1 pseudogene is annotated in these 492 nt (G+C 56.5%); it reads left to right on the top strand.

From position 1 onward, the window contains the following. Nucleotides 1-77: 77 nt before the first annotated feature. A pseudogene (locus AC5ZFO_RS48260) lies at nt 78-263 on the top strand (IS701 family transposase); the annotation flags it as partial. Nucleotides 264-492 lie beyond the last annotated feature (229 nt).

Genomic DNA, 492 nt, shown 5'->3' with positions numbered 1-492 from the left:
GGTGTCCACCTATTTAAGTGGACACCTCATGCATCAGAGCACTCAAAAGCAAAAGGTGCGGGGAAATTCGCGCTTACTTCGAAACTGCCAAGAACGAGCTCGGCCTGGATCACAACGAAACCCGCTCCTGGCATGGCTGGCATCGCCATGTCTCACTCGTCATGCTTGCCTTCGCCATGATGGCCGTCATCCGTCATCGGGCCAACACCGGGCCATTGCTCAAAAAAACGCGACAGCGGCCTCGACCGAAGCAGCGGTCTTGATCCGCTGGTCGATCCAGGAAATCCGCCGCATCGCCATGAAGCTAGCCCAGCGACGCATCCCGCACGCCAATATCCTCGCATGGTCATCCTGGCGCAGGGCTCATCAGGCCAACGCGCGCAACGCCCATCTGAAGAACAAACTGCAACTGTAATGCTTCTGTAATGGGCCTTTGTTCGTCAAGTCCCTCTGAACGATATCTCATCGCCAGGATCATGCTTCTGTCCGTGG

The organism is Bradyrhizobium sp. Unk1, from assembly GCF_059512345.1.
Note: the sequence above shows the minus strand (reverse complement) of the source record. Positions and strands in the feature narration are given on the sequence as shown.